Genomic DNA, 2,447 nt, shown 5'->3' with positions numbered 1-2,447 from the left:
ACCTCGATCGAGCAGAGGACCGCGACCTCTTTGAGCAGGCCCTGAAAGACTTGGCTATTCCGCAGCCGCCAGGACAGACCGCCACCAATGAGGAAGAAGCAGTGGCGGCGGCCCGCAAGATTGGCTTCCCGGTTCTGGTGCGCCCTTCCTACGTGCTGGGCGGCCGAGCTATGGAAATCGTAGAAAATGAAAGCGACCTGCGCTCTTATATGCGGACAGCTGTCAAGGCCAGCCCGGACCACCCGGTTCTGGTGGACTCTTACATCGTCGGCGGCGAGTGCGAAGTCGATGCCATTTCTGACGGTCAGCAGGTGCTGATTCCGGGGATTATGGAGCATATCGAGCGGGCTGGGGTCCACTCAGGCGACTCGATGGCTGTCTATCCGCCTCAGACCCTGTCGCGCCAAGTGCAGGAGACGATTGCTGATTATACCAAAAAACTGGCCTTAGGGCTCAACTGCATCGGCATGATGAACATCCAGTTTGTCATCAAGGACGAGACCGTCTATGTCATTGAGGTCAATCCCCGGGCCAGCCGGACAGTGCCTTTCCTGTCCAAGGTGACCGATATTCCCATGGCTCAGGTGGCAACCCGCCTGATTCTGGGCGAAACCCTGTCCCAGCTGGGCTATGAGGACGGCCTCTACCCAGAAAGCTCCAGCGTCCATGTCAAAGCGCCGGTCTTTTCCTTTACCAAGCTGGCCAAGGTGGACAGTCTCTTAGGCCCTGAAATGAAGTCAACCGGTGAAGTCATGGGAACCGACAGCAATCTTGAAAAGGCTCTCTATAAGGCCTTTGAAGCTTCTTATCTGCACCTGCCAATCTTTGGCAATGTGGTCTTTACCATTGCGGACGACAGCAAGGAAGAAGCCCTGCATCTAGCTGAACGCTTTGCGGCTATTGGCTACAGCATTCTGGCAACCAAGGGAACTGCCAAATACTTTGAGGAGCAGGGGCTTTCCGTCCGTCTGGTAGAGAAAATCGGCAGCGATAATGACAGAGATATTCCGGCCTACATCCGCAAGGGCAAGATTCAGGCCATTATCAACACCGTCGGCACCAAGCGGACGGCAGATGAGCACGGCCAAATCATCCGCAGCTCTGCCATTGAGCACGGCCTTCCGCTGTTTACATCTCTGGACACTGCGGATGCTATGCTGAAAGTGCTGGAAAGCCGCAGTTTTACGACGGAAGCTATCTAGCACCCATGAACTTCCATTTTGAACCTCTTGCTTTCCTTAGACACTGAGGGATGGCGACGCGCTCCTATAGAAGCGAACGAAGGATGAGAACCCCTATCTATGGCCGACTTCAGCAGTTAAGTTCCCCTAGAACCAGACTCCAGTGCCGTCCGTTTCTGGACTCAGACTGAAAAGGGCTCCAAACCGTTTCGCTCCCCGGACTGGACACTTGATAGCGGGTTCGATGAAATCAAAGATAAACTTAAAGCAGCATAAAACAGGAAGCAAGCGATTCGGCAGAGCCGGCCTTCTTCCTGTTTTTTTTCTTCAAAAGATTCTTGACAAAAAAAGAAGCAAGGTGTATGATATTAACTGGTTAATTAACCAGTTAATAAATTGCAAGGAGTTGCTATGAAAACGAATACGCGATTGATTTTTTTTATCAGTCTGCTGGCCGTTCTTTCCTGCCTGCTGGGCTGTCAGTCGAGAAAAGACAGTGTTCAGACCCGTCAGGAGTCAGGCCTGAAAATCGTCACCAGCTTCTATCCCATTTACTGTATGGTCAGGGAAATATCGGGTCCGCTCAATGATGTCCGCATGATTCAGTCGGGCAGCGGCATTCATTCCTTCGAACCTTCGGCCAATGATATAGCGGCTATTTATGATGCGGATGTTTTTGTCTATCATTCGCGGACTCTGGAGTCTTGGGCTGGCGAGCTCAATCCCAGCCTGCAGCATTCTGCGGTGAAGGTGCTGGAAGCTTCTGAGGGAATGGACTTGGACCGCGTGGCAGGGTTGGAAGCAGTGGAGGTGAAGGAAGGAACGGATGAAAAAAGTCTCTATGATCCTCATACCTGGCTGGATCCGGAAAAAGCAGCCGAAGAGGCTCAGTTGATTGCCAATCAGCTATCTGACTTGGACAGCCGTCACAGGGATATCTATCAGGCCAATGCCCGCAGCCTGAAGGAAAAGGCTCATCAGCTGACTGAGAAGTATCAGTCTGTCTTTCAGCGGTGCCTGCAAAAGACCTTCGTCACCCAGCACACGGCTTTTTCCTATCTGGCCAAACGCTTTGGTCTGACCCAGCTGGGGATTGCTGGTATTTCGCCCGAGCAGGAGCCTAATCCGCGGCAGCTGAGCGAGATAGAAGATTTTATCAAGGACTATAAGGTCCGGACAATCTTTGTAGAAAGCACCGCCTCACCCAAGCTGGCCCAAGCTCTTGTCAAGGCTACAGGAGTCCAGCTGAAGCAGCTGAATCCGCTG

At 52.6% G+C, this 2,447-nt stretch carries 2 protein-coding genes; both read left to right on the top strand.

The window, feature by feature from the left end; translation table 11 throughout:
* Window positions 1–1,202, top strand: a 1,202-nt coding sequence (locus tag STRDD11_RS11860; RefSeq protein ID WP_128837502.1) for an ATP-binding protein, incomplete at its 5' end; no start/stop codon positions are given.
* A gap of 390 nt (window positions 1,203–1,592) precedes the next feature.
* A partial coding sequence (locus tag STRDD11_RS11855) for a metal ABC transporter solute-binding protein, Zn/Mn family (protein ID WP_128837501.1) occupies window positions 1,593–2,447 on the top strand: 855 nt, incomplete at its 3' end.

It is taken from the genome of Streptococcus sp. DD11, assembly GCF_001578865.1.
Taxonomy (GTDB): Bacteria; Bacillota; Bacilli; order Lactobacillales; family Streptococcaceae; genus Streptococcus; species Streptococcus panodentis.
Note: the sequence above shows the minus strand (reverse complement) of the source record. Positions and strands in the feature narration are given on the sequence as shown.